1 protein-coding gene is annotated in these 742 nt (G+C 48.5%); it reads right to left on the bottom strand.

Annotated elements, in window-relative coordinates; all coding sequences use genetic code 11:
* Positions 1-58: 58 nt before the first annotated feature.
* Positions 59-742, bottom strand: a 684-nt coding sequence (ku, locus tag ACWHAR_RS26575) for a non-homologous end joining protein Ku (RefSeq protein WP_452088362.1), incomplete at its 5' end; no start/stop codon positions are given.

The following is a 742-nucleotide window of genomic DNA, read 5'->3' on the forward strand; positions in this document are numbered from 1 at the left end:
ATTCTGCTCCGATTGGCGGTGACGAAGTTAAGACCGGCTGCATGGTAAACGCCATGGGCTATGACGTGCCGGAGGCTTTTTTTCTAGTTGTTTTTCGTTTTTTATCTCCGGCTCCTTTCGGTTCAGCGGCTTGTGCAGGTGCGGCAGCCGGTGTCTCCCGGTTCGGCCTTCTGGTTCGGTCAATGCTGGCTTGCAGAGCGCTTACCAGGTCAATGACATCTTCACGTGGTGGCGCTTTATCAGGAGTGACGGCTGTTTCTTTATTTTCAAGCTTGTCGTTGACTCTTTGCAGCAGCGCCTGTCGGTACGTGTCTTCATATTTCTCAGGCTCAAACTCAGCAGTCAGTTCATCTATTAATGTGATAGCAGTTTGCAGTTCCTTATCGTTTACATTCGATTGATCAGGTACACCTGGGACATGAGCGGCGCTTCTGACCTCATCCGGATAATGGATAGACTCCATGACGATACAATTTTCATAAACACGGAGAATCGCCAGCTGCTGCTTTGACCTGATTGTCATATTGGCGATACCGATCTTTCTGGTTGAGCGCAGCGCCTCACGCAGCAGGGTATAGGCCTTCGTCCCATTATCCCCGGGGCCGACAAAGTAGGAGCGGTTAAAATAAATCGGATCAATTTCCTGAAGCTGAACAAAGTCAACAATCTCAACCGCTTTCTCCTCATGCTCCTGTTTTAAGCTTTTTAAATCTTCGTCCGTCAGCACTACATATTTTCCTTT

The sequence above is a fragment of the Bacillus sp. LR--39 genome, from assembly GCF_053613335.1.